The organism is Ectothiorhodospira lacustris (assembly GCF_022227845.1).
GTDB lineage: Bacteria > Pseudomonadota > Gammaproteobacteria > Ectothiorhodospirales > Ectothiorhodospiraceae > Ectothiorhodospira > Ectothiorhodospira lacustris.
Genome location: NZ_JAJNQN010000014.1, coordinates 1 through 23634 on the forward strand (window position 1 = coordinate 1; position 23634 = coordinate 23634).

The 23634-nt window shown below is 63.4% G+C and carries 23 protein-coding genes and 1 tRNA gene; 11 read left to right on the top strand and 13 right to left on the bottom strand.

What is annotated here, in order from left to right; genetic code table 11:
- Positions 1-386: 386 nt before the first annotated feature.
- The 7 genes from LQ956_RS10760 to LQ956_RS10790 all read right to left on the bottom strand — a co-directional run bounded on the left by LQ956_RS10760 (position 387) and on the right by LQ956_RS10790 (position 6800).
- Positions 387-788 (bottom strand): DUF1289 domain-containing protein, encoded by a 402-nt coding sequence (locus LQ956_RS10760; protein WP_238629994.1) that lies wholly within the window; start codon positions 786-788, stop codon positions 387-389.
- Between the two features lie 36 nt (positions 789-824).
- Complete coding sequence (locus tag LQ956_RS10765; protein ID WP_238622972.1) at positions 825-1271, bottom strand: HIT family protein; 447 nt, start codon at positions 1269-1271, stop codon at positions 825-827.
- Between the two features lie 115 nt (positions 1272-1386).
- Positions 1387-2772, bottom strand: a complete 1386-nt coding sequence (locus LQ956_RS10770) for a DUF945 family protein (RefSeq protein ID WP_238630017.1) — start codon at positions 2770-2772, stop codon at positions 1387-1389.
- A gap of 244 nt (positions 2773-3016) precedes the next feature.
- A tRNA-Thr gene (locus LQ956_RS10775) sits at positions 3017-3092 on the bottom strand.
- 273 nt (positions 3093-3365) lie between these two features.
- On the bottom strand, positions 3366-5246 hold the full coding sequence (gene speA, locus LQ956_RS10780; protein WP_238622975.1) for a biosynthetic arginine decarboxylase: 1881 nt from the start codon (positions 5244-5246) through the stop codon (positions 3366-3368).
- A 139-nt stretch (positions 5247-5385) separates the two neighbouring features.
- On the bottom strand, positions 5386-6183 hold the full coding sequence (locus LQ956_RS10785; RefSeq protein WP_238622976.1) for an ABC transporter permease: 798 nt from the start codon (positions 6181-6183) through the stop codon (positions 5386-5388).
- The gene (locus tag LQ956_RS10790; protein ID WP_238622987.1) at positions 6180-6800 is read right to left on the bottom strand and encodes an ABC transporter ATP-binding protein; all 621 of its coding nucleotides are present in this window, start codon (positions 6798-6800) and stop codon (positions 6180-6182) included. The genes LQ956_RS10785 and LQ956_RS10790 overlap by 4 nt, the downstream gene beginning before the upstream one ends.
- A 246-nt stretch (positions 6801-7046) precedes the next feature.
- Between LQ956_RS10790 and LQ956_RS10795 the strand changes: the two genes are divergently transcribed.
- Positions 7047-7373 (top strand): high-potential iron-sulfur protein, encoded by a 327-nt coding sequence (locus LQ956_RS10795; RefSeq protein ID WP_238622977.1) that lies wholly within the window; start codon positions 7047-7049, stop codon positions 7371-7373.
- 61 nt (positions 7374-7434) lie between these two features.
- Here the strand turns inward: LQ956_RS10795 and LQ956_RS10800 are convergent, their stop codons facing one another.
- The gene (locus LQ956_RS10800; protein ID WP_238629995.1) at positions 7435-7953 is read right to left on the bottom strand and encodes a GspH/FimT family protein; all 519 of its coding nucleotides are present in this window, start codon (positions 7951-7953) and stop codon (positions 7435-7437) included.
- A gap of 130 nt (positions 7954-8083) precedes the next feature.
- Here LQ956_RS10800 and LQ956_RS10805 point away from each other — a divergent pair, with 130 nt between their 5' ends.
- Together LQ956_RS10805 and LQ956_RS10810 are read left to right on the top strand one after the other, a co-directional pair.
- On the top strand, positions 8084-8830 hold the full coding sequence (locus tag LQ956_RS10805) for a hypothetical protein (RefSeq protein ID WP_238622979.1): 747 nt from the start codon (positions 8084-8086) through the stop codon (positions 8828-8830).
- 240 nt (positions 8831-9070) lie between these two features.
- Complete coding sequence (locus LQ956_RS10810; RefSeq protein ID WP_238622988.1) at positions 9071-9316, top strand: YcgL domain-containing protein; 246 nt, start codon at positions 9071-9073, stop codon at positions 9314-9316.
- On the opposite strand, the gene LQ956_RS10815 is transcribed toward LQ956_RS10810, so the two are convergent.
- Complete coding sequence (locus LQ956_RS10815) at positions 9317-9676, bottom strand: cupin domain-containing protein (protein WP_238622980.1); 360 nt, start codon at positions 9674-9676, stop codon at positions 9317-9319. It abuts the gene before it with no gap.
- A 175-nt stretch (positions 9677-9851) separates the two neighbouring features.
- On the opposite strand from LQ956_RS10815, the gene typA reads away from it, so the two are divergent.
- Positions 9852-11672: a translational GTPase TypA gene (typA, locus tag LQ956_RS10820; protein WP_238622981.1), complete on the top strand. Its 1821-nt coding sequence runs from the start codon at positions 9852-9854 to the stop codon at positions 11670-11672.
- Positions 11673-11738: 66 nt separating this feature from the next.
- Here the strand turns inward: typA and LQ956_RS10825 are convergent, their stop codons facing one another.
- Both LQ956_RS10825 and LQ956_RS10830 read right to left on the bottom strand, forming a co-directional pair.
- Positions 11739-13259: a YifB family Mg chelatase-like AAA ATPase gene (locus tag LQ956_RS10825; RefSeq protein WP_238622982.1), complete on the bottom strand. Its 1521-nt coding sequence runs from the start codon at positions 13257-13259 to the stop codon at positions 11739-11741.
- Positions 13260-13325: 66 nt separating this feature from the next.
- The gene (locus tag LQ956_RS10830) at positions 13326-14906 is read right to left on the bottom strand and encodes an ArnT family glycosyltransferase (protein ID WP_238622983.1); all 1581 of its coding nucleotides are present in this window, start codon (positions 14904-14906) and stop codon (positions 13326-13328) included.
- Between the two features lie 110 nt (positions 14907-15016).
- On the opposite strand from LQ956_RS10830, the gene LQ956_RS10835 reads away from it, so the two are divergent.
- From LQ956_RS10835 to LQ956_RS10850, 4 genes are all read left to right on the top strand, one after another.
- On the top strand, positions 15017-15934 hold the full coding sequence (locus LQ956_RS10835; RefSeq protein ID WP_238622984.1) for a lysylphosphatidylglycerol synthase transmembrane domain-containing protein: 918 nt from the start codon (positions 15017-15019) through the stop codon (positions 15932-15934).
- 6 nt (positions 15935-15940) lie between these two features.
- Positions 15941-17014 (top strand): glycosyltransferase family 2 protein, encoded by a 1074-nt coding sequence (locus tag LQ956_RS10840; RefSeq protein ID WP_347402083.1) that lies wholly within the window; start codon positions 15941-15943, stop codon positions 17012-17014.
- Between the two features lie 184 nt (positions 17015-17198).
- Positions 17199-18818 (top strand): tetrathionate reductase family octaheme c-type cytochrome, encoded by a 1620-nt coding sequence (locus LQ956_RS10845; protein WP_238622985.1) that lies wholly within the window; start codon positions 17199-17201, stop codon positions 18816-18818.
- Positions 18815-19417 (top strand): cytochrome b/b6 domain-containing protein, encoded by a 603-nt coding sequence (locus tag LQ956_RS10850; RefSeq protein ID WP_238629996.1) that lies wholly within the window; start codon positions 18815-18817, stop codon positions 19415-19417. The genes LQ956_RS10845 and LQ956_RS10850 overlap by 4 nt, the downstream gene beginning before the upstream one ends.
- Positions 19418-19526: 109 nt before the next feature.
- On the opposite strand, the gene LQ956_RS10855 is transcribed toward LQ956_RS10850, so the two are convergent.
- The gene (locus LQ956_RS10855) at positions 19527-19811 is read right to left on the bottom strand and encodes an accessory factor UbiK family protein (RefSeq protein ID WP_238630018.1); all 285 of its coding nucleotides are present in this window, start codon (positions 19809-19811) and stop codon (positions 19527-19529) included.
- A gap of 264 nt (positions 19812-20075) precedes the next feature.
- Here LQ956_RS10855 and LQ956_RS10860 point away from each other — a divergent pair, with 264 nt between their 5' ends.
- The 3 genes from LQ956_RS10860 to LQ956_RS10870 all read left to right on the top strand — a co-directional run bounded on the left by LQ956_RS10860 (position 20076) and on the right by LQ956_RS10870 (position 22486).
- Positions 20076-20786, top strand: a complete 711-nt coding sequence (locus LQ956_RS10860) for a TorF family putative porin (protein ID WP_238622713.1) — start codon at positions 20076-20078, stop codon at positions 20784-20786.
- A gap of 71 nt (positions 20787-20857) precedes the next feature.
- Entirely contained in the window at positions 20858-21196 is a 339-nt protein-coding gene (glnK, locus tag LQ956_RS10865) for a P-II family nitrogen regulator (protein WP_238622712.1), read from the top strand.
- A 36-nt stretch (positions 21197-21232) separates the two neighbouring features.
- Complete coding sequence (locus LQ956_RS10870) at positions 21233-22486, top strand: ammonium transporter (RefSeq protein WP_238622711.1); 1254 nt, start codon at positions 21233-21235, stop codon at positions 22484-22486.
- A 132-nt stretch (positions 22487-22618) separates the two neighbouring features.
- Here the strand turns inward: LQ956_RS10870 and ispH are convergent, their stop codons facing one another.
- A complete protein-coding gene (gene ispH / locus LQ956_RS10875) occupies positions 22619-23563 on the bottom strand; it encodes a 4-hydroxy-3-methylbut-2-enyl diphosphate reductase (protein WP_238622710.1) in 945 nt (314 codons plus the stop codon).
- Between the last annotated feature and the right edge of the window lie 71 nt (positions 23564-23634).

Sequence of the window (23634 nt, forward strand, 5' to 3'; positions counted from 1 at the left end):
TCGCAATTCAGGCCACCCCGCCTCACCGGCCCCTAAGCCACACAGCCCTCGCACCCCCACCAACCCCGGGCAGGACTCCATACCGTCATTCCCGCCACCGCCGCGTCATTCCCGCGAAAGGGGGAATCCATCAGTCTCCCGAGCAGTGAGTCCAGTGCTGCCCTGCAGATCGTCATTCCCGCGAAGGCGGGAATCCATCGGCAGACTCAACACCCTGGACTCCCGCTTGCGCGGGAGTGATGACAGGGGGGCGGGCGTGACGGCGAAAGGGCAGAGCGACGGCAAGAGAGCAGAGCGACGGCAAGAGAGCAGAGCGACGGCAGGAGGGCACAAAGCGACGGCAAGAAGGCGGAATGACGGCAAGGGCCTCAAGATTTGGTCCTAGGTTATCTTCCTAGTGCCCGGCGGGCGATGGATTCATAGGCTTCCGCTCCAAGGCCACCATCCGAGATCATCTGCAGCGCTTCCACCAACGTGATGATCCGCTCACCGTACGGAATGCCATCGATCAGGACGGCCCGGGGATGGCGCCTCCAGGCCGGTCTGAAGGTGATGTCGGAACCCGCATGACCGGTGAGTGGGCCGGGCATCTGCGCTCTGGACGGTTGGGCGGGTTCGGGCTTTGCCCCGGCAGACCTTGGATAGCCCTCAATGAGCAGTCGCGCCATGATCTCGCGCCGTTCCTGATCACGGAGCGCCTGCCAGGCACCGATCTCTTCCAGTGTTCGTCCGCAACCGATGCAGCGGCCGTTTTCTGCCCGGCAGATATTGATGCAGGGGGTCAGCATGATGGTGGGTTCCAAAGCGGGTGGATGTCTCCGCTTTCAGACCGTGGCGCTACCGGCAGGTTTCCCCGGATGACCCATGATGGACTCGATCCAGCTGGCCAGGATCTCCCGATCCGGCGCCTGTCCCGGGCGAGTTGCTCGTTGCCGGGTGCCCCAGATCGCTTCGGGAAAGTGCGCATCCTCCCGAAAGCGGGGGATCACATGCCAGTGAAGATGGGGAACCTGATTGCCAAGGCTGGCCAGGTTGATTTTCTCCGGCTTCATCAGGGCGCGCAGCGCCCGTTCCGTGGCCAGGACGACGCCCATCAGGTGCTGTTGCTCCAGCGGGACCAGATCGCTCATTTCAGCCACGTGGTCATGCCAGATCACCCGGCAGAAGCCGGGGTAGTCGGGGTCCTCCACCAGGATGACCCGGCAGCAGCTATCCTGCCAGACCAGTGTTTCATCGCGGGGGGTACAAAGTGGGCATGGAAGTAAAGTCATTGGGTCTCCCTCGTCGTCATGGAGAAGGACCGACATGGCTGTGCCAAGCCCTCCCGACTTGGGTAAGTTAGCACCTTTCCCCGGCCCGCAGTCTTTGATCATGACCGACAGGCAGCTAGAACAGCCGCAGGATCTCCTGCAGGTTCATGACTTGTCGACCGTCCACTGAGAGCATGCCGGCGTCCAACTCCAGGGCCATGCGGATCAGGTCGTCATCCCAGTGGGTCACGAAGGGCATCATGCGTATTAAAAAGGACCATTCCAGCCATTGCTGTTCCACCAGTCGATCCAGATGGGGGCCTTCCGCGCCCGGGAACTGCTCCAGCAGGTAGGATCGCATGAGCGCCTTGATCAGGGCGGGCTGGACCTGGACACCGGCGGAGCCGTGCAGGGCTTCCAGGCCCGCAAGGCCTCGGCTTAGATCCAGCGCAGGATTTTTCTTCAGCCCCAGGGTCAGCCGGCCTTCGAATGAGCCTGCTTCGGCGTGCTGCAGGGACAGCGTATCAACGGCGATCATGGCGCCCCGGCTGAGCAAGGCGTGCAGGCCAGCCTCCCGAGCGGCCGCGTCTTCGCTGGTTCCGCTATCCGTCATTGCTCTGAGTTCAACCAGGCCTGAAAAGCTCACGTCGGATCCCATGCTCACCTGACCGCTTTCCAGCAGCTTGGATCCGTCAAGGATGAGGGGTCCCCAGGCCAGGATCACGTCACTTTTGAGCCGGTCCGCTTCCCGCTGATTGTGCCAGTGGAGTTTCAAGTCCCGCATCTCCAGGGAGTCATGGCGGTCTTCCAGCCGCCAGCGTGTAATCCGGGTTTCGGACTGAGCTTGCGTCAGGATGCCTTCTTCAACCAGGGCATCTTCCAGCACAAACTCCAGCGATTCCAGCAGGAGCTCGAGATTTTCATCCTGCACCTTGATCCATGCCCGTGGCAGATCCAGGGACAGTCGGTCGAGGCGGCCATCCTGTCGCCAGTGGCCGACCAAGCGCCACGCCGACCAGTCGGCCTCTCCCTGTCTTTGGCCCAGGGCATTCATGATTCTGCCCTGATAGCCTTCACCATGGATGCTGACGCGGTGCTGGTGTCGGGTATGGAATTCAATGTCGTAGTGGGCCCAGTCTTCGCCCTGATAATCCGGCAACACCTGTCTCCAGGTATCGGATAGCAGTAGCTGTCCTTCCACATCGGCGATCTTACCCAGTAGTCCCGGCAACCCATGGGTGGTGACTTCGGCGTTACCTGATAGCTCCAGGTAAGGGAGTTCGGTTTCCTGTCGTTCGGTGAGCAGCGGGTAGAGCGGGCTATCGGGTGCGGGTATGAAGCGTAGCCGATATCGGATGAATCCTTGCTTGCGATCATAATCGGCCCACAGTAGGTGCAGGCCGGGCTGTGTGCTGTCGATTTGCCCGAGGTGTTCCAGGCTGGCTTCGATTCGGTCCGCTGCCGCCTTATGCACCCACTGGTTCAGGCCGAGGAGGGAGGCGCCCAACAGCAGGGCGACCATGGCTGTCAAGACGATGACTCTGGAAGATCCGAGACCGAGTGCTTTGGTGGGCATGAGGGTGAAATCCAGACGGAATGAGGTGGAGACCATTCTAGAGCATGAGCATGTCCGCAGTTGCAGGATGCGACCGGTATCTTCGGCCATGGGGGATGAAGCGGACGGGCGGGATCAGGCCTCGGGGCGTGGTAAAGAAAGACGGTCATGAAAAAGGGCAGCCCATAGGGGCCGCCCTTTTCACTGCGACTGGTGCCGGCAATAGGAGTCGAACCTACGACCTTCGCATTACGAATGCGCTGCTCTACCAACTGAGCTATGCCGGCGGCACTAAAAACCGGTTTGATCCTTTACATGCTGCCGAGAGAGGGCACGGCAGGCTCACGGAAAGGCTGCTAAGTTTAGTGCATGAGGAGCCAGGACTCAACCAGACCGTTGCAACCGCAGATCCATCATCATGGGGCAGTTCAATAACGGGGTCATCGGCATCACCGGTGCCCATTATCTGGTGGTCGGGGGCATGACCGCCCACTGACGCAGGTCCTCCTGCCTTCCCGGCGCGCCATGGACGGGAGGACAGGGGGCATGCCCGCTATGGATCAGTCTTCCAGGTAGGTGTATCCGGACAGACCGTTGTCCAGTTCCTTGAGGATCTGCCGCTGCATGGCCTCGTCCAGACCCGCGGCCGCCACCTTGGTGCGATAGGCGCCCGCCAGCAGCTCGGTGTCGAAGTGCACGTAGCGCAGCAGTTCCTCCACCGTGTCACCCTGTTCCGGTTCCACCACCTCGTAACCGCCGTCCCGGGTCAGTACCACATTGATGGCGTCGGTGTCGCCGAACAGGTTGTGCAGGTCTCCCAGGATCTCCTGGTAGGCCCCGACCATGAAGATCCCCAGCAGATACTGCTCTCCGGGGCGGAACTCGTGCAGGGGTAGGCTGGGGACGATGGTCTCGCCGTCCACATAGCGGTCTACGTGGCCGTCGGAGTCGCAGGTGAGGTCCTGCAGCACCCCCAGCCGGGTGGGCCGCTCATCCAGCCGGTGCAGGGGCATGATGGGAAAGATCTGGTCGATGGCCCAGACGTCCGGGATGGATTGGAACACGGAGAAGTTGCAGAAATACTTGTCCGAGAGCTTTTCCGTGAGTTCGTCGGCGATATCCCGGGGCAGGCGCTGGGCATGCCCGGTCAGCAGCCTTCGGCAGGTGGCGAAATAGATCTGCTCCGCCAGGGCCCGATGCTCCAGGTCCAGCAGGCCGTGGGTGAACATGGACTGCACTTCCCGCAACCAGTCCACCATGGTGTGAAAGACCTCGGTGGGGGCACTCTCGGCGGTGCGTTCGAACAGGCTCCACATGTCCAGCAGTACCGCCGGGGCCTCTTCATCGGGGGGCTGGATATCGGCGGCTACCGGGGCGCGTTCGGTGTCGATCACGTTGGTGATCAGTACCGCATGATGGGCGGTCATGGCGCGGCCGGATTCGGTGAAGATCTCAGGCGGCGGCAGGTCGTATTCCCGGCAGGTATTGGCCAGGATGCGCACCAGGCTGTCGGCATAGTCCTGCAGGCTGTAGTTGATGGAACACAGGTTGCGGGAGCGGGTGCCCTCGTAGTCCACACCCAGGCCGCCGCCGGCGTCCACCACCTGGATGGGGGCGCCCAGGCGATGCAACTCGGCGAAGAAGCGGGAGGCCTCGTACATGCCCGACTGGATGTCGCGGATATTGGCGATCTGGGAGCCCATGTGGAAATGCAGCAGCTGCATGCAGTCCAGCATGTCATGGTCCCGCAGCTGATCCAGCAGCTTCAGGGCCTGGGCGGCGGAGAGCCCGAACTTGGCCTTTTCGCCGCCGGTGTTCTGCCACTTGCCCTTGCCCATGGAGGCCAGCCGTACCCGCATGCCTAGGGTGGGGCGGACCCCAAGGTCGCGGGCGGCCTCGATCACGCCGTTCAATTCCGAGGGCTTCTCAATAACGATGTAGACCCGGTGGCCCAGCAGCTGGCCGATCATGGCCAAGCGCAGGTATTCCCGGTCCTTGTAGCCGTTGCAGACGATCACACCACCGGGGCGGGCGAGGGCCAGCACCGCCATGAGTTCCGGCTTGCTGCCTGCCTCCAGGCCCACCCGTTCGCCGCCGCAGGTGAGGATGCGTTCCACCACGCTGCGCTGCTGATTCACCTTGATGGGATAGACGGCGGTGTAGCGGCCGGGGAACTCGTTGTCCTCGATGGCCTGATCGAAGGCCTCGGTGAGTCGCTTCACGCGATCGCAGAGGATGTCCGGAAAACGCACCAGCACCGGCACGTCGATGTTCAGGCCGGACACATGGCTCACCAGTTCGAACAGGTCCACGCCTGGATGATGGGCATGGGCGGGCGGGCGGACGATCACGCGGCCTTGATCGTTGATGTGAAAATAGTCGCCGTTCCAGTGGGGGATGTTGTAGGTCTGGCGGGCGTTATCCGTCGTCCAATCTGTCATGATGGGCCTTGTCGATCAGCGCGAATGGAGGGCCGGTGATCCTGTAACACCGGCCCCGGTAAAGCGGGCCTATGATACTCCCTATGCCGGTGCCCCGGGGAGCCTGCAGGGGCCTTCCCGACGGTTGGAGTGTCCTTCGTCATCCGAGCTTCAGGCGATCCAGGCGCAGGCGCTCCCGTTCATCAAATAGCCGCCGAGATCCCAGCCAGATGGCACCCAGGGTACCGAAGCCGGTGCCTGCAGTAATGAGAAACATCACCAGAATCTGGTATTTCACCGCCTCCATGGGCGGTGTCCCCGCCATGATCTGGCCGGTCATCATGCCGGGCAGACTCACGATGCCCGCCGCCGCCATGGCATTGATGATGGGCATCAGGCCGCTGCGGGCCGCCTCCCGGCGAATGTCCTGGATCGCTTCCGTCCAGGTTTGCCCCAGGATCAGGCGACCTTCGATCACCCGCCGCTGCTGCCAGGCGGATTGAGTGAGCCGATCCAGGCCCAGGGCGATCCCGGTCATGGTGTTGCCCAGCAGCATCCCCAGCAGGGGGATGGCGTACTGGGGCTCCCACCAGGGGGCCGGGCCGATGATGACGGTCAGGGCGAACACCGTGGCGGTGAAGGCGGAGACGAACATGGCCAGGGTGCCGATGCCGTAGGCCCACCAGCCGGTGAAACGTCGCCCCTGCCGGGCCACCACTTCACGCCCTGCCACCAGCAGCATGACCGCTGCCATGCCGGCCACCCAGTGCAGGGCGGCATGCTCGAACAGGGTCTTGAGCACCAGACCGATCAGCAGCAGCTGCACCACCGTACGCGTGGCCGAGACCAGTAGGCTCCTCGACAGTCCCATGCCCACTCGGCTGGTCAGGGCCGCCAAGGCAATCACCAGCAGGGCTGCCAGACTAAGGTCCATGGGTGACAGAGCGATGACGTTCATCCGTTTGACTCCGTCAGTCGACCGTTTTCCATCGTGAAGAGGCGGCCGCCCAGGCGGCTGCGCTGGTCCGCGTCATGACTGACCCACAGGGCGGCGGCATCGCTTTCGCGCAGATAATCCCGGATCAGGCGTTCCATGGTCCGGGTATTGTCCGGGTCCAGGTTGGCGGTGGGCTCGTCCAGCAGCAGGACTCGAGGACGGTTCTGCAGCACACGCACCAGCGCCAGCCGTTGCCGCTCACCGCTGGATAGCCGGTCCACGGTCCAGGTGCGCACATCCGGCGTGAAGCCCAGGGCCTCAAGCCAGTGCTCATCCCCTGACTGCAGATGTTCACCTACGGTGTCCGCCCACCAGGCCGGATCCGCGGGCAGATAGCCCACTCGCCGCCGCCAGCCGGCCCCGGAAAATGTGTGCCTGGGATGCCCTTCCAGTCGGATCTGACCTTCATTGCGGTCAAGATCGGTGATGGCCCGCAGCAGCAGGGACTTGCCGGCGCCGGAAGGCCCGGCCACCTGGACCACTTCTCCGGCGTGCAGGCTCAGGTCCAAAGGCCCGATCTGGGGGGTGCGCAGTTGTTGGATCTCGAGCAACAAGGGCGTGTCCGGTGAATCGTCCATGAGGACAGGGGCGGGATGGCGTTCCGGAGTGCGAAATTCGTTCATTATAACGGCCTTGACGGCGGTCGCCAGGAGGCTTGCACCCGTGGCCGGGGTTCGCTAGGGTGAATCCGGTGCCCCCAGCTTATGTAGGTTGTAAGCCTGCGCTGCCAAGGCGGGACAACAGAATATCAGGGACCGGTGCAGGGTTCGAATGCCAGGGGCATTTTGCGAGACTCACACGATGAACACACAGGAGAAGTGACGATGACTGATCGCGACAATACCCTGAGTCGGCGCCGTTTTCTGAAGTTCGGCAGCTATGGCCTGCTGGCCGTGCCCATGGCCGGGCTGGGCTGGACCACGACGGCCATGGCCATGGAGCGCCTGAGCGAGGATGATCCCGCTGCTCAGGCCCTGGAGTACCGGCATGATGCCGCGGGCGTGGAGCATCCGGCCTACGAAGAAGGGCAAACCTGCATGAATTGTCTGCTGTACAGCGATGCCAGTGCCCAGGACTGGGGTCCTTGCACCGTATTCCCCGGCAAGCTGGTATCCGCCAACGGCTGGTGCACCGCCTGGGTGGCCCGCTAATCGCCAACCAAGGAAGCCGCCCGACGCCCATGCTCGGGCGGTTCCCGCATCGCCGCCCTGCTCAGCAGGCGGCGGCTTCCACCCTCGCCCGTCCGGTCCGGCTGATGACGATTCGTCGTCCCACCTCCCCATGGCATAGCCATACCGAACCCATTTGCAGCGCGCCGTTCAGGCGACGGGTTTGCCCGTCGTTGCGATAGGCGATGTATTCCCCCATGGTGCCGTTGGCGTGGATGGTGACTGATGCGGGCACGGAATCGAAGTGACGAATGACCGTGTCGGGTTGAATCACCGGCCCCGTGACCGGGTGTTCCACCACGCCGACGATCCAGCCTTCGGCATAGGATGCGGATGCACACCGCAGGCCGTCCGTGGAGGGGCAGAGCAGGGCATGGTGGCCGCGCTTCACCGCCTCCCAGCGGGCCGTGTGGAGGGCGCTGATGAAAGTGTTGGTGGTGGTGATCAACCGCTGTTCCCGCGCCATCCCCGCAAAACCGGGGATGGCAACGGTGGCAAGCACCGCGGCAACGGCAAGTGTGATGAGCAGTTCGGTGAGTGTCAGTCCGTATTCCCGGGACATATGCCTCTCTCCTTGAGGTTCTGACCGCCGACCGGCAGCTTAACCCGGGCGGGTGGTGTGGACAAGCGGCGTTGACCGGTATAGGCGCTGTTATAATCTTGCCACTGAATTGTGGCTTGAGGGCCTGCGCATGACCGTATTGGACGGCGCCCTGCTGGCAGGTGCGGCACTGGTGCTCCTGGGTTACCTGCTGGTGGTCCTGGCGGGTTTTCGCCGGGAATTCATCTGGGGGGTGATCAACCTCGTCCCCGTCGTCTCGCTGGCCTTTGTATTGCTGCACTGGCACCGGGCCCGAACCGGCTTTCTGGTGTCGGTGATGGGGCTGCTGGTGCTCGGCGGAGCCCTGCACGGGGGTGCCGACCGGACCGTGGAGCAGACCCTGGAACGGTTCGGTGTGGGGGTGGACATTCAGATGCCCGTCACACGCCCCTGGGATGTGGAACTGCCCAACCAGGCCTTGGTCCGTCGGATCGAGGAGGAGACCGGGCAGCCGCTTGAGATTGTCGAGTACGATCCCTTTGCGCCGGTTCAGCCCCTGCCCCCTGCCTCCAGTTTCAGGTTGGAAGCGGATCCCGCCCCCGCGCCCCGAGCCTACCGAATGGTCCTGCCGGCTGAACTCCCCCAGCTGGAGGGTGCGCGTATGCGGCTGGTGCTGGGTGACGGGGTGGTTCGGGAGGGCAATCTGATTGCAGTCACGCCCACCAGCCTCTATCTGCAGCAGGTCATCCTGGGGGGGCATGTGGCCTTCGAGTACCGGCGCCGGGACATCCGGCGCATGGAGGTCTGGGATCGGATGGGTGCCGCGCCTCGGGTCCCGCCGTCGGCTGAAGTGCAGTCCCTGCCCGATGAGCCCGACGTGATCTTCGAGGCGGATTGAGTCCTTGTCGACGTTTCCGCAAAATTCGCCTGTTACCGTGCCCGCGAAGGTGTTTTGTCGTCACTCCCGCGCAGGCGGGAGTCCAGGGCAGTCCGTCACTGGATTCCCGCCTGCGCGGGAATGACGGATGAGGCGCGGGAATGGTGGATGAGGTGCGGGAATGACGGGCCGGTTGCGGGGTTTCCAACGTATTGATTCTTGAGTGAAGGAGAGGACGGTTTGAGTTACAACACCGAAGGCATGACGTGCTATGTCTATCGCAGCAGTCGCAAGCAGGACACCTATCTCTACCTGCCTGTAAAGGATGACTTCTCATCCTTGCCGGATGCCCTGATGAATGTGTTCGGTGCGCCGGTGTTTGCCCTGGAGTTCGAACTGACCCCGCAGCGCAGGCTGGCCCGGGAAGATGCCGCCCAGGTGATGGAAAACCTCAGGATCCGGGGGTTTCATCTGCAGATGCCGGTGGAGAACCAGACACCGGCCTGATCAGTCCAGGATCTGTGTGTCCTCATGGAGATAGGGGGGGGCACAGGCACAGAGGATGCGCAGGGGTACATTACCGGTGTTGTGGACCTTGTGGGCGGTCCCCGGCGGTATCCTTACCGTATCTCCCGAATTCACCGGGAATACCTGCTCCCCCAGATGCATCATGCCCTCGCCTTGGGTGAAGTGATAATGTTCCTCGGTCTCCACATGGGCATGCAGTCGGGTACAGGCCCCGGGCCGCACCAAGGCCTCCGCCAGGCTCAGGGCGCCCTCGCCATTCAGGCGGGGATGCATGAGTTCCCGGATCTCCGATCCATCCAGCGTCTGATACGGAGCAATGTCCTGGTAGCGAGTCTTCATGGGAAGGCCTCCTGGTTCGCAGGGTTTGCAGGGCATCCATGATGCCCAATTTCTTCTTTGAATACCCGCTTTTAAGTGCATATTCCTCCGCCTCGCCATATCCGCGCAACTCTGCGGGCTGTATAATCCTCGCCCCCTTTGCCCAACAATTCCCCGGCGGCAGGCCGTTTTTCCCATGACCGACAAGCTTCGCAACATCGCCATCATCGCCCACGTGGACCATGGCAAGACCACCCTCGTGGACAAGCTGCTGCAGCAGTCGGGAACCCTGGATGCCCGGGCGCAGGTGGTGGAGCGGATGATGGACTCCAACGCCCTGGAGAAGGAGCGGGGCATCACCATCCTGGCCAAGAACACCGCCCTGGAATGGAACGGTTACCGCGTCAACGTGGTGGATACCCCCGGCCACGCCGACTTCGGCGGCGAGGTGGAGCGGGTGCTGTCCATGGTGGATTCGGTGCTGCTGCTGGTGGATGCCGTCGACGGCCCCATGCCCCAGACCCGATTCGTCACCGCCAAGGCCTTTGCCATGGGCTTTCGTCCCATCGTGGTGGTGAACAAGATCGACCGTCCCGGTGCCCGGCCCGACTGGGTGGTGGACCAGATCTTCGACCTCTTCGACCGTCTGGGCGCCAGTGAGGAACAGCTGGACTTCCCCGTGGTGTACTGCTCGGCCCTGAAGGGTTTCGCCGGCCTGGACCCCCGCGTGACCGACGGCAACATGGACCCCCTGTTCCAGACCATCATCGACAAGGTGCCGTCCCCCCGCGTGGATCCCGAAGGTCCCTTCCAGATGCAGGTGTCCTCCCTGGACTACAACACCTATCAGGGCCTGATCGGTATCGGCCGCATCACCCGGGGCAAGGTCAGAACCAATACCGCCGTCAAGGTTATGGACCGGGAAGGCAACGTCCGTAACGGCCGTGTGCTGCAGATCCTGGGCTTCCGGGGGCTGGAAAGGGTGGAAGTACCCGAGGCCCGCGCCGGGAACATCATCGCCTTCACCGGTATGGACGAACTCTACATCTCCGACACCATCTGCGATCCGGCGGCGGTGGAACCCCTCAAGGCCCTGACGGTGGACGAGCCCACCGTGAGCATGACCTTCCAGGTCAACACGTCGCCCTTTGCCGGCCGTGACGGCAAGTACGTCACCTCCCGCAACCTGCGTGAACGTCTGCTGGAAGAACTCAAGCACAACGTGGCCCTGCGGGTGGAAGAAACGGATGACCCGGACAAGTTCCGCGTCTCCGGCCGAGGCGAGTTGCACCTGTCCATCCTGATCGAGAACATGCGCCGAGAGGGCTTTGAACTGGGTGTATCCCGCCCGGAGGTCATCGTGCGCACCCGTGAAGGGGTCAAGGAAGAGCCTTATGAGATGGTGACGGTGGACGTGGAAGAGCAGCACCAGGGTGCCATCATGGAAAAGCTGGGCAGTCGTCGCGGCGAGCTGCTGGACATGATCCCCGACGGCAAGGGTCGCGTGCGTCTGGATTACCGGGTACCCTCTCGCGGCCTGATCGGTTTTCAGACCGAGTTCCTGACCGCCACCTCCGGCACCGGCATCCTGCATCATGTATTTGACAGCTATGGCGAGTTCCGCCCCGGTGCGGTGGCCCCGCGCAACAACGGGGTACTGATTGCCAACGGCACCGGCAAGGCCCTGGGCTTTGCCCTGTTCAACCTGCAGGAGCGTGGCCGCATGTTCATCGGTCCCGGCGAGGAGGTTTACGAGGGCATGGTGATCGGCATCCACACCCGGGACAACGATCTGGTGGTGAATCCCCTCAAGGCCAAGCAGCTTACCAATATCCGCGCTGCCGGTTCCGACGAGAACATCATCCTCACGCCCCCCCTGCGCCTGTCCCTGGAGCAGGCCCTGGAGTTCATCGAGGACGATGAACTGGTTGAGGTCACCCCCAAGGCGATCCGGGTGCGCAAGAAGCTGTTGCTGGAACACGAGCGCAAGCGCGCCTCCCGCTCCAGCGGCGGCTAAGCCGGCCGGGGCGGTCCTGTTTTAGGGGCCGTCCTGTGGTGGAGGCGCAGCCCTGATTGCGAACAGTCAGGCCTCGCTGGCCCGCCACCGGTCCATGGCCCGGTAGCTCAGGGCCTCCATCAGATGAGGCACCTCGATCCGGGGTGCCTCATCCATGTCCGCCAGGGTGCGGGCGACCCGCAGGATGCGGTGATAGGCCCGTGCCGAGAGTCGGAACCGGTCCATGGCCGTTTCCAGCAACTGTCGGTGGGCCGCTGCCAGCGTGCAGACTCCTTCCGTCTCCCGCCCGGACAATCCCGCATTCAGCTTCCCCTGCCGCGCCAGTTGCCGATCCCGGCAGGCGGACACCCGCGCCCTGACCACGGCGCTGGATTCCGGCGGTGGGCCAGGCTCCAGCAGCACATCCCGGGGCAGTCTGGGTACCTCAATGGACAGGTCGATCCGGTCCAGCAACGGGGCCGAGATGCGCCCCCGGTGGCGTCGCCGCTGCTCCGGGGTGCAACGGCAGTTGGCCCCCAGGTCGCAGTCATAGCCTTGGGGGCAGGGATTCATGGCCGCCACCAACTGGAATCTGGCCGGGAACTCCGCCTGCTGGGCGGCCCGGGAGATGGAGATTCGGCCTGTCTCCAGGGGTTCGCGCAGCACGTCCAGGGCCTTGCGGTCAAACTCCGCCAGTTCATCCAAGAACAGAATGCCGTTATGGGCCAGGGAAATCTCTCCGGGTTTGGGGCGCGAGCCTCCGCCCACCAAGGCTATCCCCGAACAGGTGTGATGGGGGGTGCGAAAGGGGCGGGCACGCCACCGGGCGGGGTCGATGCCGTGGTGACTGACGGCATGCAGGGCTGCGGTCTCCAGGGCTTCGGTCTCACTCATGGGTGGCAGTAGCCCGGGCAACCGGCTGGCCAGCATGGTCTTGCCGGTGCCGGGCGGCCCGACCATCAGCAGATGGTGACCGCCGGCGGCGGCAGCCTCCAGGGCGCGGCGGGCTTGAGGTTGGCCGCGCACGTCCGCCAGATCCGGTTGCGATACCGGATCGCCCATGGCCGGTGGGGTGCGCACATGGGCGGAGAGCGGGGCTTCGCCGCGCAGGTGGGCGCAGACTTCCAGCAGATGGTCCGCCGCGATCACGTTCACATCGTCTACCAGTGCCGCTTCGTCCGCATCGCCCCGGGGCAGCATCAGGGTGCGCCCCGCCCGTCCCGCGGCCATGGCTGCCGGCAGCACGCCGCGTACCGAACGCAGTTCACCGGTCAGGCCCAGCTCTCCCAGGAACTCCAGGCCGTTCAAGGCCTTGAGGGGGATCTGTCCCGAGGCCGCCAGGATCCCCAGGGCAATTCCCAGATCAAAGCGCCCGCCTTCCTTGGGCAGGTCCGCCGGTGCCAGGTTGGCGGTAATGCGGCGGGCAGGGAATTCAAAACCGCTGGTCTGGATGGCGGCCCGAACCCGATCACGGCTTTCCTTCACGGCGACTTCCGGCAGGCCCACCATGGCGAAGCTGGGCAGGCCGTTGGCCAGATGGACTTCGATGTGTACCGAGGGCGCCTGGATACCCAACTGGGCTCGGCTGCGGATGACGGCAAGGTGCATGGGTCCTTCCATGGGGCTCGTCCTTGATCGCCGGACTATAACCCAAAGTCGGCATCCCCGGCACCTCTATGGGGCTTCGAGTATCCGTACCAGGATCACCCCGTTGCGCGCGTGCAGCACTTCATAATGATGGTGCTCCAGGCGCGCCAGGGAGTCCTCCTTGGTGACCGCCACTTCTCCCGGCTCCGGCATGCGCCGCTCCACGCCCCGATTGGCGTAGATGCTGAAGCTGGGGTTGTTCAGGCGCCACATCACCACCGTCTCCGGCAGATCCCGGGCCGCCAGGCCGGCATCGCGGATGGGGGATTGCTGTACACCGGCCACCGCCGGCAGCAGGAGTCCCGCCACGCCCACGTTCAGGGTCAGGCCGATCAGGAACAGGCGATAGCCGCGCTGGATGCGTCGATCCAGCATGAAGAACAGACAGGCCGCCAGGGCGATGACGAAGAAGGCATGCCAGATGGGGCCGAAATGCACATGGTGGTCCGTCAGCAGGGCGAGAATGAAGGGGTCGTCCAGATGGGGTTTGATCAGGTCCACCAGATGGGGCAGGGTCAACAGCCCTGCAAACAGCAGGGCCGGGGGCAGGAACAGCCAAAACCGGCTGCGGACCTGGTCCAGATGCAGGGCCATCAGGATGAACAGGGGCGTGATGCCGTAGAAGATGTAATGGGGCAGCTTGGTGCCGGCCGCCGAAAACAGTACCAGCACGAACAGGAACCAGGTCAGCAGATACCCGTGAAGGTCCTCGCGGAAGCTCTCCCTCACTTCCCACAGGGTCCGGATCAGCACCGTGGTATAGGGCAGCAGGGCCACCAGCAGTACCGGCAGATAGAAATAGAAGGGACCTTCATGCCCATGCATGGGGGCCTGAAAACGACCCAGGTTGTGCTCCAGGAAAAAGCCCATCAGGAACCCCGGTCCTTCCCGCCAGGTGATGGCCAGATACCAGGGCAGCACGATGAGCAGGAACAGCATGATCCCCAGGGGATTGAAGGCCGCCCGCAGCCAGGACCGCCACTCGCCCTTGAGACCATAGAAGATCAGGCTCACCGCCAGCGGGATCACCACTGCCACCGGTCCCTTGGTCAGAAAGCCCAGCCCCATGCACAGGAACGCCAGATAGACCCAGCGAACCCCGCCTTCCTTGAAATGCAGGTAGATGGCGAACATGGCGCCGACGATGAAAAGATGCAGGGCGGCATCGGCGATGGCGGCCTTGCCGATGACGATCACCCCCAGGGACGTGGCGCCGATGATGGCGGCCGCCAGTGCGGTATGACGGTCACAGACCCGCCGCATGAAGGCGAATATCAGCAGCATCCAGCCGGTGGCGGCCAGGGCCGAGGGTAGTCGCAGGGCCAGTTCGTTGAGCCCGAAGGCGCTCACGCTCAGGGCCTGTAGCCAGTAAATCAGGATGGGCTTATCATACCGCGGCTCGCCGTAGAGATAAGTGGCGATGAAGTCCCCCCGGGCCAGCATGTCCCGGGTCGCTTCACTGAACGCCCCCTCATCCAGGTCGAACAGCGGCACGCCGTGCAGGTTGTAGAAGAAGGCTGTGAACAGGGCCGCAGTGAGGAAGGCCCAGAGGATGCGGGGCGACAGTTCCTGCAGGTCCGTCGGGTAATAGGTATGGATACGTGGCACGATGTCGGCTTGTAGGGCTTGGATGGAATGAACGCAGTTTAACCCGGTCGTGGTGTCGGCGGCAGGGTTTCGCTTTGTCGACGGGTGGCAGTGTGTTGGGATATTTCCGGATGTTGAGGCCGCGCGCCAGAACCCTCGTTTCCATCATCATCTTCCTGGCCTTTGTCGGGCTGGTGGAAGGCTTCTACGGTTGGGGGGCCATCCTGGTGCCCTGGCGGGATCTGTCGCCGGCGGCCCTGCTGGCGGCCGGTCTGCTCACCCTGCTCACCTATGTCTTGCGTGCCTGGCGGGTCTATGACTTTTACCGACCGGTGATGCGAGGCCGTTTCCCGGCCTGCCTGCGCCTGACGCTGATCCACAATCTGCTCAACAATCTGCTGCCCATGCGTACCGGCGAGTTGAGCTTCCCGGTGCTGATGGCGCGCTACTTCCAGGTGCCTGCGGTCCATTCCGTGCCGGTGCTGCTCTGGTTTCGCCTCATGGACCTGCACGTGCTCGCCGCCTTCGGTCTGGCGGCGGTCGGCACCTGGCTGGTGGGCTGGCTGCCCGCGCTGGCGGCGACGCTCCTGTGGTTGTTCACCCTGCCCCTGGTGCGTCGCGCCTCACCCCTGCTGCAGCGCCGACTGGCACCGCACGTTCAGGGGCGATGGGGTGGCTTGATCCTGCAGGCCCTGGAGGCCTTGCCGACCTCTCCCCGCGACTTCTGGCGTGCCTGGGCCTGGACGGCACTGAACTGGAGCGTCAAACTGGCCGTCTTTGTCTGGGTGCTGGCCCTGTTCCTGGAGGCCCCCGCCGCCGCCCTGTGGCTGGCGGTCATCGCCGGTGATCTGACCAGTGTCCTGCCGGTACACGGGGTCGGAGGTGCCGGTACCTATGAGGCCGGTGTGATGGCGGCTCTGCTGCCTTTCGGCGTGTCGGCGGAACAGGCTCTGGTGGGCGCCGTCAATCTGCACCTTTTCCTGCTTGGATCCACGCTTGCCGGCGGGCTGTTGTTGCCCTGGCTGCCGGCAGCCAACGAAGAGAAATAGAGAATCATGTCCGTCAAACCCGAAGGCGATGCCGCGGCGGCTCAGGCCGTCACCGATGATCAGGGCTACGCCGTCTACCGCACCGAGGAGGCCCTGAGCCTGTCCCTGGTCATTCCCATGTACAACGAGGAGGATAATGTGGCCCCCTTGGTGGCCCGTATCCATGAGGCCTTGGGTGATCTGTCCATGCCCTGGGAAGTGGTGCTGGTGGATGACGGCAGTGCCGACGCCACGCCGGACCGCATGCTGGCGGCCCGGGAGCAGTATGGACGCCATGTGCGGGTGCTGACGCTGCAGCGCAACTTCGGCCAGACTGCGGCCATGCAGGCGGGGATCGACCACGCCCGCGGCAGCGTCATCGCCACCCTGGATGGTGACCTGCAGAACGATCCGGCGGATATCCCCGTCATGGTGCGGCGACTGCTGGACGAGGACCTGGACATGGTGGCGGGCTGGCGCAAGGACCGTCATGACGATCTGTGGAAACGCAAGGTGCCGTCCCGCATCGCCAACAAGCTGATCCGCTGGACCACCAAGGTGAACCTGCACGACTACGGCTGCAGTCTCAAGGTGTTCCGGGCCCAGGTCCTCAAGGGAGTGCGTCTCTACGGCGAGATGCACCGCTTCATCCCCGCCTGGTTCGCCACCCAGACCTCGCCGCGGCGCATCCGCGAGCATGTGGTGACCCATCATGCCCGTGCCCATGGCGACTCCAAGTACGGAATCTCCCGCACCTTCCGGGTGATCCTGGATCTTTTGTCGGTGTATTTCTTCATGCGTTACAAGGCACGCCCCGGGCACTTTTTCGGTTCCATCGGCCTGTTCTTCGGTGCCCTGGGTGCGGTCATCCTGGGCTACCTGGCGTCGGTCAAGGTGTTGCTGCAGGCGGATATCGGCACCCGGCCGCTGCTGTTCGTGGGGGTGATGTGCGTGCTGGTCTCGGTGCAGCTGCTTACCACCGGCGTGCTGAGCGAGCTGATGGCCCGGACCTATTTCGAGTCCGGCCGGATCCGCTCCTACGTGGTGCGCGAGCGGACCCGGGAGGACGCCGCCGGCGATGACTGGTGCCGTCGCGGTTGAGACTGTCGTGATGACCCCCCGGTGTGTGCGTGTCCGGATGCGTCGGGCAGGGCGGCCTTGGCCCTTGCGTGGGCCTTTCTGATGATTGTCAAGGACGTAGGCGGTGAGGTTGTGACACACTCACTTTAGATTATTAGTGTTTACTAATGGTCTCCGGTTTGCCATTCATATCCCGGAGTGACACGTGTCGATACGCTCAGGTCTTCTCATTCTTTCGCTGGTGCTGTTGCCGGCTCCCTTGCCGGCCCTGGCCGGCGAGACCATCCCCCAGCCGGCGGAGACGCGCCTGTCCTCCACGGCGGATCATCGCAAGTTCGAGCAGCTGGCGGGACCGTTCCACAGCGGTCCCGAAGTCACCCGTGCCTGTCTGGAATGCCATACGGAAGCCGCGCCGCAGGTCCATCGCAGCATCCACTGGACCTGGCGCTTCGAGCAACCGGAAACCGGTCAGGTCCTGGGCAAGCGATTTGCCCTGAACAATTTGTGCCAGGGCATTGCCGGCAGTTATGAGCGCTGCAGCAGTTGCCATGTGGGTTACGGCTGGGAAGACGAACACTTCGACTTCACCGCCCAGGACCGGGTGGACTGCCTGGTCTGTCACGACACCACCGGCACCTACGTGAAGTTCCCCACCGGCGCCGGCCACCCCCCCTACGAGGACACCCCGTTCCGGGGCAAGCTGTTCAAGGCGCCGGATCTGGCTCATGTGGCCCGCCATGTGGGCAAGTCCAGCCGGGAGACCTGTGGCACCTGTCACTTTGAAGGCGGCGGGGGCGACGCGGTCAAGCATGGGGATCTGGACAGCTCACTGCTGGGGCCGCCCCGCACCGTTGATGTGCACATGGCGCCCGACGGACTGAATTTTTCCTGTGCCACTTGCCATGAATTCACCGGTCACATCCAGCAGGGCAGTCGTTATCAGCTCAAGGCGGCCCCGCAGGCGGGTGTCGCAGTGCCGGGGCGGGAGAGTGACCGGCCTGCCTGCGAGTCCTGCCACGGCTCGACGCCCCATGACACCGGCATCCACAACAAGCTCAATCAGCATGCTGAATTCATTGCCTGCCAGACCTGCCATGTACCGGCCATCGCCCGGGGCGGATTGCCCACCAAGACGCTCTGGGATTGGTCCGTGGCCGGTCGGCGGGACGCACAGGGGCGCCCCGTGGTGGAAATGGAGGACGGTCTGGTGGTCTATGACGGCATGAAGGGTGCCTTCCAGTGGCGGGAAAACTATGCACCGGAGTACCGCTGGTTTGACGGCAACATGCGCTACACCCTGCTGGGTGATCCCATCGATCCATCCGGACCGGTGGACGTGAACGTGCCGGAGGGCGGGCCGGGGCAGCCCGGGGCCCGGATCTGGCCCTTCAAGGTCATGGCCGGGCGTCAGCCCTACGATACCCGGCACAACGCCCTGCTGGTGGCCCATCTGTTCGGGCGTGACGAAAACGCCTTCTGGCGGGGCTATGACTGGGATGCCGCCCTGGCATCGGGCATGGCCACCGCCCTCCGGGTGGGTCAGACCGAGGTCGGGTTCAGTGGCGAATACGGGTTTGTCGACACCCGCATGTACTGGCCGGTCAATCACATGGTGGCGCCCGGAGAAGACGCCCTGAGCTGTGAATCCTGCCACAGCGTGGACGGTCGGCTGGCGGAGTTGCCGGGGGTCTACATCCCCGGGCGTGACCGTCACCCCTGGGAACCCATCGGCTGGCTGGCGGTATGGCTGACCCTGCTGTCGGTGGTGGTTCACGGCCTGGGGCGCTATCTGATCCACCGTCGCCGAATGAGGGGGTCTGCATGAGCAAGTTACGCATCTTCACACTGTTCGAGCGTGTCTGGCACTGGGCGCAGACGGTCCTGATCTTCGGCCTGCTGTTCACCGGGCTGGCGCTGCACGGCAGTCATGGTCTGATCGCCTATGACACGGCCCTCAAGGCCCATATCGTCATGGCCCTGAGCCTGATCGGTCTGTGGGCCTTTGCCATCTTCTGGCATGTGGTGACGGGGGAGTGGCGCCAGTACGTGCCCACCCACCGGGGATTGCCGGCGGTGATGCTGTACTACGTCTACGGGATCTTCTCCGGCGAAGCCAAGCCCTTCGTGACATCACCGTCCAGCAAGCATAATCCGCTGCAGCGACTGGCCTATTTCGGTTTCAAGGCGGCGATTGCACCGGCGTTGTGGGTATCCGGTCTGCTGCTGCTGACCTACGCCGCCTGGAAGGGGACGTTCATGGGCGACCTGTTGCCCCTGGCCTGGGTAGCCTACGCCCACGTGGCGGCCACCTTTGCCCTGATGCTGTTCCTGATCGGCCACATCTACATGGCCTCCACCACCGGTCATCCCTGGTATGCCTATCTCAAGTCCATGGTGACGGGGTATCAGGAGGGCCACAAATGAGTTGCGGGTTTCCCTCATCCCCGGCCCTTCTCCCCATAGGGGGGAAGGGAGGCAGTAAGCCCCTCTCCCCTTGGGGGAGAGGGGTTGGGGTGAGGGGAAAACGACGCTGCTACACCTCGCCCAGGTTGTCGTCCCCCCGGGTGCGGGGGACCAGGAATTCCTTCTCCAGGGCCTTGACTCTGGCCTCCATGGCGGAGAGGCGCTCGCGGGTGCGCTCCAGCAGGGCGGCCTGAACCTCGAATTCTTCCCGGGTCACCAGATCCATGCGCTGGAGGGCGCCGGACAGACCGGCCTTCAGGTTCTTCTCGATATCCGACTGAACGTGCTGCACCGACTCGGGCATCATGCCGCTCAGCTTGCGTGCCATCTCATCCAGGGTCTTGCTGTCGATCATGGCGGTTACCTCCGTGGTCTTGCGTGTGTTGATCCCCATTCTAGTCGTCTCGGCAGGGATGGGGGAGTGGCGGGGGTTCGCCCCATTTTGGTGCGTCCATGGGGTGCATTTGCCCAAAACGGCGCGTCTGCCTGGGGCGATTATTTTCGTGTGTTTCCAATCTCTTGAAATAAAGGATAAAAAAAACTGGCACGCTCCCTGCTATTGCTCCGTTGAAGCACTTTTTCAACCACAGCAAAAACCATTAGCTCAGGAGATCGACACATGCACAGCACGTTCAAGAAGGCCGCCATTACCAGCGCCGTGACCGCCGCCCTGCTGGCCGGTGGACTGGTGACGTCCACGGCTTCCGCCGAGATCAGCGCCAACATCGGCTTCACCAGCAACTATCTGTTCCGTGGTGTGACCCAGACCGACGATCAGGCGGCAGTCCAGGGTGGGCTGGACTTCGAACATGAAGGCGGTTTCTACATCGGTACCTGGGCCTCCAATGTGGACTTTGGCGAGGATGACGATGGTAACAGTGGTGCCGGCTACGAGATCGACGCCTATTTCGGTGTCGCCGGTGAAATCGGTGCCTCCGGCGTCGGGTTCGACGTGGGCTACATCTACTATGCCTATCCCAGCCTGGATGACGCCGATCTGGGCGAGATCTACGGCGCCCTGGATTACATGGGGCTGTACGGCATGATCAACTACCTGACCAATGCCGACGACAGTGACTTTGAAGGCACGATCTTCTATGAGCTGGGTTACGCCTTTGACGTCATGACCGACATGACCCTGGGCGCTACCGTGGGTCATGTCGCCTGGGATCAGAGTGACTGGGACGATTACACCTGGTGGTCCCTCTACCTGACCAAGGCTACCTCCATGGGTGACTTCACCTTCGCCTACACCCAGAACGACATTGATGACAACGGTGGAAATATTGACGACCCGCGCTTCAACGTCTCCTTCGTCATGAGCTTCTGAGAACCAGGAATCTCTCAATCACATCAGGACACGGCCTGCCGGGCGCGGGCCGTTTCCCGGGAGCACCCGACATGAAACTAGTCACTGCCATCATCAAGCCGTTCAAGCTGGACGACGTGCGCGAGGCGCTCTCCGAGATCGGGGTGCAGGGCATCACCGTCACGGAGGTCAAGGGCTTCGGGCGCCAGAAGGGTCACACGGAACTGTATCGGGGGGCCGAGTACGTGGTGGATTTCCTGCCCAAGGTCAAGCTGGAAGTGGCCGTCGACACTGCCCTGGTGGACCAGGTCATCGAGGCCATCAGCAAGTCGGCCAATACGGGCAAGATCGGGGACGGCAAGATCTTCGTCTTCCCGCTGGAGCAGGCCATTCGCATCCGTACCGGAGAGACCGGTTCCGACGCACTGTAAAACCATAAGCCGACCACTGTCGGCGGGGGACATACCGTGGAAAGCCAAGTCATAGAAATTGCATACGCCCTGGATACGTTCTATTTCCTCGTATCCGGCGCGCTGGTCATGTGGATGGCCGCAGGGTTCACGATGCTGGAGGCCGGCCTGGTCCGCTCCAAGAGCACCGTGGAGATTCTTACCAAGAACATCGCGCTGTATTCCATCGCCTGCATCATGTACATGCTGATCGGCTACAACATCATGTACGGGGACGGCTTCAACTCCCTCATCCCGAGCTTCATGCCGCTGCTGAGCAGTGTGGATAACTCCGTTGAGGAAGTGTTGCTGAGCGACGGCGAGATCTACTACTCCAACCTGTCGGACTTCTTCTTCCAGGTGGTCTTCGTCGCTACCGCCATGTCCATCGTCTCCGGTGCCGTGGCCGAGCGCATGAAGCTTTGGGCATTCCTCATCTTCGCCGTGGTCCTCACTGGTTTCATCTACCCCTTCCAGGGTTTCTGGAGCTGGGGCGGCGGCTTCCTGAGTGAGCTGGGTTACCTGGACTATGCCGGTTCCGGCATCGTGCACATGACCGGTGCGGTGGCGGCCTTGGCCGGTGTCCTGCTGCTTGGCGCACGTAAGGGCAAGTACGGTCCCAAGGGGCAGATCAACGCCCTGCCGGGTGCCAACATGCCCCTGGCCACCCTGGGTATCTTCATCCTCTGGCTGGGTTGGTTCGGCTTCAACGGCGGCTCCGAGCTGAAGATATCCGATGTAGAATCCGCCAATGCCGTGGCCCGCGTCTTCACCAACACCAACCTCTCCGCCGCCGGCGGTGTGGTAGCGGCCCTGATCACCTCCCGCCTGCTGTTCGGCAAGACCGACCTCACCATGGGGCTGAACGGCGCCCTGGCCGGCCTGGTGGCCATCACGGCGGAACCGCTGATGCCCCATCCGTTGCTGGCCACCACCATCGGCTTCATCGGTGGCGTGCTGGTGGTGTTCTCCATCGTGCTGCTGGACAAGATCCGGATCGACGATCCGGCCGGCGCCATCTCCGCTCACGGTACGGCGGGTATCTGGGGTGTGTTCGCGGTGCTGCTGTCCAACCCGGACGCCAGCTTCGTGGCTCAGCTGGTGGGTATCCTGTCCATCTTCACCTTCGTCTTCATCATGAGCATTATCTTCTGGCTGATCCTCAAGTACACCATGGGTATCCGTGTCAGCGAAGAGGATGAACTGAAGGGCGTGGACATCGCCGAATGCGGCCTGGAGGCCTATCCGGAGTTCACCGCAGGACGCAAGTAAACGCCTCTTTTGAAGTGTGAGTGAGATGACTGCGGGCGCCATCGGCGCCCGCTTTTTTTTAACCGCAGAGATTTCTTCAAGGGTGTGGCAAAGCAGCCGTACAGACCGGGCCGGATCAGGACGTGAAGGGGGTCAGCCTGCCTGGGTCCGCAGTTCCTTGGGCAGGGAGAAGGTCACCTTTTCCGGGCGTCCCTGGTGTTCCACGATGGTGTCCACGCCCAGGGGCCGCAGGTGGTCCAGCACCTGTTGCACCAGCAGTTCCGGCGCTGAAGCGCCGGCGCTGACGCCGACCCGCCGGCGACCTTCCAGCCATTGGGGCCGGATGTCTTCGGCACCGTCGATCAGGTAGGCCTCCACCCCCAGCTTTTCGGCGATCTCCCGCAGCCGGTTGGAGTTGGAACTGTTGGGAGAACCCACCACCAGGATCAGGTCGCATTCGGCGGCCAGGACCTTGATGGCGTCCTGCCGGTTCTGGGTGGCGTAGCAGATGTCGTCCCGGCGCTGGCCCTGGATGTGGGGAAAGCGCGCCCGCAGGGCGTCCACGATGCCCTGGGTGTCGTCCATGGACAGGGTGGTCTGGGTCACGTAGGCCAGGGTTTCGGGGTGTTTCACGTCCAGCCGGGAGGCGGCCTCGACGTTTTCCACCAGATAGATCTCGCCGCCCTGGCTGCGGTCATACTGGCCCAGGGTGCCGTCCACCTCGGGATGACCGGCATGGCCGATGAGTACCACTTCTTCGCCTCGGGCGGCGTGGCGGGCCACCTGCATGTGGACCTTGGTCACCAGCGGGCAGGTGGCGTCGAAGACCCGCAGGCCCCGGCGACGGGCCTCGTCGCGGACGGTGCGCGGCACGCCATGGGCGCTGAAGATGACGGTGGCCCCATCCGGGACCTGGTCCAGCTCTTCGACGAAGATGGCACCCTTTTCCCGCAGCTCGTTGACCACGTAGCGGTTATGGACCACTTCGTGACGGACGTAGATAGGGGTGCCGAACAGATCCAGTGCCCGTTCGACGATCTCGATGGCCCGGTCGACGCCGGCGCAGAATCCGCGAGGATTGGCGAGGAGGATGTGCATGGTCAGGCCCGATGGCTGTGTGTTGGCGGGGGTCGAGTGTACAACAGTTGCCCATCGGCTTCGAATGACCC

Excerpts from the sequence above, each read along its gene's own strand:
- LQ956_RS10760 (WP_238629994.1), bottom strand. The coding sequence starts at position 788 with ATGCTGACCCCCTGCATCAATATCTGCCGGGCAGAAAACGGCCGCTGC.
- LQ956_RS10765 (WP_238622972.1), bottom strand. The coding sequence starts at position 1,271 with ATGACTTTACTTCCATGCCCACTTTGTACCCCCCGCGATGAAACACTG.
- LQ956_RS10770 (WP_238630017.1), bottom strand. The coding sequence starts at position 2,772 with ATGGTCGCCCTGCTGTTGGGCGCCTCCCTCCTCGGCCTGAACCAGTGG.
- speA (WP_238622975.1), bottom strand. The coding sequence starts at position 5,246 with ATGACAGATTGGACGACGGATAACGCCCGCCAGACCTACAACATCCCC.
- LQ956_RS10785 (WP_238622976.1), bottom strand. The coding sequence starts at position 6,183 with ATGAACGTCATCGCTCTGTCACCCATGGACCTTAGTCTGGCAGCCCTG.
- LQ956_RS10790 (WP_238622987.1), bottom strand. The coding sequence starts at position 6,800 with ATGGACGATTCACCGGACACGCCCTTGTTGCTCGAGATCCAACAACTG.
- LQ956_RS10795 (WP_238622977.1), top strand. The coding sequence starts at position 7,047 with ATGACTGATCGCGACAATACCCTGAGTCGGCGCCGTTTTCTGAAGTTC.
- LQ956_RS10800 (WP_238629995.1), bottom strand. The coding sequence starts at position 7,953 with ATGTCCCGGGAATACGGACTGACACTCACCGAACTGCTCATCACACTT.
- LQ956_RS10805 (WP_238622979.1), top strand. The coding sequence starts at position 8,084 with ATGACCGTATTGGACGGCGCCCTGCTGGCAGGTGCGGCACTGGTGCTC.
- LQ956_RS10810 (WP_238622988.1), top strand. The coding sequence starts at position 9,071 with ATGACGTGCTATGTCTATCGCAGCAGTCGCAAGCAGGACACCTATCTC.
- LQ956_RS10815 (WP_238622980.1), bottom strand. The coding sequence starts at position 9,676 with ATGAAGACTCGCTACCAGGACATTGCTCCGTATCAGACGCTGGATGGA.
- typA (WP_238622981.1), top strand. The coding sequence starts at position 9,852 with ATGACCGACAAGCTTCGCAACATCGCCATCATCGCCCACGTGGACCAT.
- LQ956_RS10825 (WP_238622982.1), bottom strand. The coding sequence starts at position 13,259 with ATGCACCTTGCCGTCATCCGCAGCCGAGCCCAGTTGGGTATCCAGGCG.
- LQ956_RS10835 (WP_238622984.1), top strand. The coding sequence starts at position 15,017 with ATGTTGAGGCCGCGCGCCAGAACCCTCGTTTCCATCATCATCTTCCTG.
- LQ956_RS10840 (WP_347402083.1), top strand. The coding sequence starts at position 15,941 with ATGTCCGTCAAACCCGAAGGCGATGCCGCGGCGGCTCAGGCCGTCACC.
- LQ956_RS10850 (WP_238629996.1), top strand. The coding sequence starts at position 18,815 with ATGAGCAAGTTACGCATCTTCACACTGTTCGAGCGTGTCTGGCACTGG.
- LQ956_RS10855 (WP_238630018.1), bottom strand. The coding sequence starts at position 19,811 with ATGATCGACAGCAAGACCCTGGATGAGATGGCACGCAAGCTGAGCGGC.
- LQ956_RS10860 (WP_238622713.1), top strand. The coding sequence starts at position 20,076 with ATGCACAGCACGTTCAAGAAGGCCGCCATTACCAGCGCCGTGACCGCC.
- glnK (WP_238622712.1), top strand. The coding sequence starts at position 20,858 with ATGAAACTAGTCACTGCCATCATCAAGCCGTTCAAGCTGGACGACGTG.
- ispH (WP_238622710.1), bottom strand. The coding sequence starts at position 23,563 with ATGCACATCCTCCTCGCCAATCCTCGCGGATTCTGCGCCGGCGTCGAC.